Here is a 2,123-nt window from a genome sequence, read left to right as displayed (position 1 = left end):
TGTATTGAGCGAGCGGAGCGAGACGAAATGAATACTTCTGCACGTCGTATCGCGGTGATCTCCGCGGGCCTGTCGGCGCCGTCGTCGACCCGGATGCTGGCCGACCGCATGGCGGCCGCGACCGTCGCCGAGTTGGGGGCGCGCGGCATCCAGGCGTCGGTGGACGCCTTCGAGCTGCGTGATGTCGCCCACGACATCACCAACAACCTGCTGACCGGGTTCGCACCGCCCGCTCTCGAGTCGGTCATCAACGCGGTCGTGTCGGCGGATGCCGTCATCGTGGTGACGCCGATCTTCTCGACCAGCTACTCGGGGCTGTTCAAATCGTTCATCGACGTGCTCGACAAGGACTCGCTGATCGGCAAGCCCGTGCTGATCGGCGCGAACGCCGGCACGGCGCGGCACTCGCTCGCGATCGACTACGCCATCCGGCCCCTGTTCGCGTATATGCACGCGAACACCGTCTCGACCGGCGTGTTCGCCGCATCCGAGGACTGGTCGGGCGGGGGCGACGACGTCGCCCCGCTCGCCGCCCGCGTGGCCAAGGGCGCGCGCGAGCTCGCGGACGCGGTCGCCGGCAGCACGCACGCCCCGGTGCTCGACCCGTACGACCCGGACACCTACGCCCAGGACGGCCGCTCCTTCCGCGACCTCCTCGGCGGCTGACCCTCCCCACCCCCGGTCGTTGAGCGAGCGAAGCGAGCCGAAACGCGTCTCCTTGCGAATCACCCCCACCGGTCGTTGAGCGAGCGAAGCGAGCCGAAACGTGTATCCTTCCGGACGCGCGTTCCGGCTCGCCCGACCCCACTCAACGACCGGGTGTGGTGACCTGCTCCTCGGCGCGGACCCGGGCCGCGAAGGCCGTGAAGGGCGCGGCTGCGAGCTCCGGGGGAGTGCCGAGCGCCTCAGGATGCCACTGCACCGCGATCACCGAGCGGTCCGGGCGCTCGAACGCCTCGACGAGTCCGTCCTCGGCGACCGCCGTCGCCACGAGCCCGTCGCCGAGCGCGCCGATGCCCTGGTGGTGGCCGCTCGCGACCGGCATCCGGTCCGCTCCCACCGCTTCGGCCAGCGCGGAGTCCGCCTGCAGTGCCACCGGATGCCACGCCCAGGCGATTCCGTCCGCGCCCGCGGCCGGTCCCTCCCCGTGCTCCACCTCGGTCTCGGGCAGGTCCTCGACGAGCGTGCCGCCGTGGATGACGTTGAGCACCTGGAGTCCGCGGCAGATGCCGAGCACCGGGATGCCGGCAGCCAGTGCGGCTCGGGCGATGCCGAAGTCGAGCTCGTCCTGCACCGGGTTGACGTCGTAGAGTTCGTCGGATGCCTCACCGCCGTACTGCGCGGGGTCGATGTCGCCACCGCCCGGCAGGATGAGACCTGCGTAGCGGCCGGCGTCGAAGGATGCGGCATCCCACGTCTCGACGACCTCGACCTCGAGTCCGGCGGCCTCGGCGAGGTGGACGACATCCGCGAAGATGCGGTTCGCCTCTTCGATGCGCGGGTCGACGGCCCCGTCCGACAGCCGGGCGGGGATCGCGATCGTCGTCATCAGCCGGCCTTGCGGCGGAACGTGCGCTTGTTGCCCACGGCCCCGTGCGGGCCGGTGATGGCGGAATTGGCGTCGAGGTGCGCCTCGCCGCCGTGCTTCTGGGCGTTCTTCTTGTCGAGCGCTTCCTTGAACTTGCGCTTGACGTCATCAGGCGCTGCGGTGCCGGTGGCTTCGTCGTCGCTGCTCATCGCCCCAGCCTACGGCCTGCCTCCGGCCCCGGTCAGTACCAGTGCGGATAGACGCTCATCTCGTGGTTCCAGGCTCCGCACGGCGTGCCGTAGCTCTGCGAGATGTAGGCCAGGCCCCAGTCGATCTGGGTGTCGCCGTTGGTGCGCCAGTCCGGGCCGGCCGCGGCGAGCTTGTCGGCGGGGAGCGCCTGCGGGATGCCGTATGCGCCGCTGGACGGGTTGGTCGCGTTCGCGCGCCAGCCGGACTCCATGTTCCAGAGGTCGAGGAGGCAGCCGAACTGGCCGTCGCCCCAGCCGTACGCGCCGATCGCCCGGCGGGCGTACGCCTGGGCCCCCGCGGGGTCGACCACGACGCCGTACGACGACGGGTACCCGGTGCCGCCGCC

Annotated in this window: 3 protein-coding genes and 1 pseudogene; 1 reads left to right on the top strand and 3 read right to left on the bottom strand. The window is 71.0% G+C overall.

The genetic code is table 11. The features are described 5' to 3' along the window. The first annotated feature begins 27 nt into the window (after nucleotides 1-27). Complete coding sequence (locus VJR25_RS15225; RefSeq protein ID WP_324116536.1) at nucleotides 28-666, top strand: FMN reductase; 639 nt, start codon at nucleotides 28-30, stop codon at nucleotides 664-666. A gap of 142 nt (nucleotides 667-808) precedes the next feature. On the opposite strand, the gene VJR25_RS15220 is transcribed toward VJR25_RS15225, so the two are convergent. The 3 genes and pseudogenes from VJR25_RS15220 to VJR25_RS15210 all read right to left on the bottom strand — a co-directional run. After that, nucleotides 809-1,549 carry a gamma-glutamyl-gamma-aminobutyrate hydrolase family protein gene (locus tag VJR25_RS15220; protein WP_324116534.1) on the bottom strand — a complete coding sequence of 247 codons (741 nt, stop codon included), beginning with the start codon at nucleotides 1,547-1,549 and terminating at the stop codon, nucleotides 809-811. Further along, on the bottom strand, nucleotides 1,549-1,737 hold the full coding sequence (locus tag VJR25_RS15215; protein ID WP_324116532.1) for a DUF5302 domain-containing protein: 189 nt from the start codon (nucleotides 1,735-1,737) through the stop codon (nucleotides 1,549-1,551). Before VJR25_RS15215 ends, VJR25_RS15220 begins: the two co-directional genes overlap by 1 nt. A 32-nt stretch (nucleotides 1,738-1,769) precedes the next feature. Beyond that, nucleotides 1,770-2,123: pseudogene (locus VJR25_RS15210) on the bottom strand (hypothetical protein); the annotation flags it as partial.

The organism is Microbacterium sp., assembly GCF_035277845.1.
In the GTDB taxonomy this organism is placed as follows: Bacteria; Actinomycetota; Actinomycetes; order Actinomycetales; family Microbacteriaceae; genus Microbacterium.
Note: the sequence above shows the minus strand (reverse complement) of the source record. Positions and strands in the feature narration are given on the sequence as shown.

Bases quoted from the DNA above. Each gene is read 5' to 3' on its own strand.
- VJR25_RS15225 (WP_324116536.1), top strand. From the start codon at position 28: ATGAATACTTCTGCACGTCGTATCGCGGTGATCTCCGCGGGCCTGTCG.
- VJR25_RS15220 (WP_324116534.1), bottom strand. From the start codon at position 1,549: ATGACGACGATCGCGATCCCCGCCCGGCTGTCGGACGGGGCCGTCGAC.
- VJR25_RS15215 (WP_324116532.1), bottom strand. From the start codon at position 1,737: ATGAGCAGCGACGACGAAGCCACCGGCACCGCAGCGCCTGATGACGTC.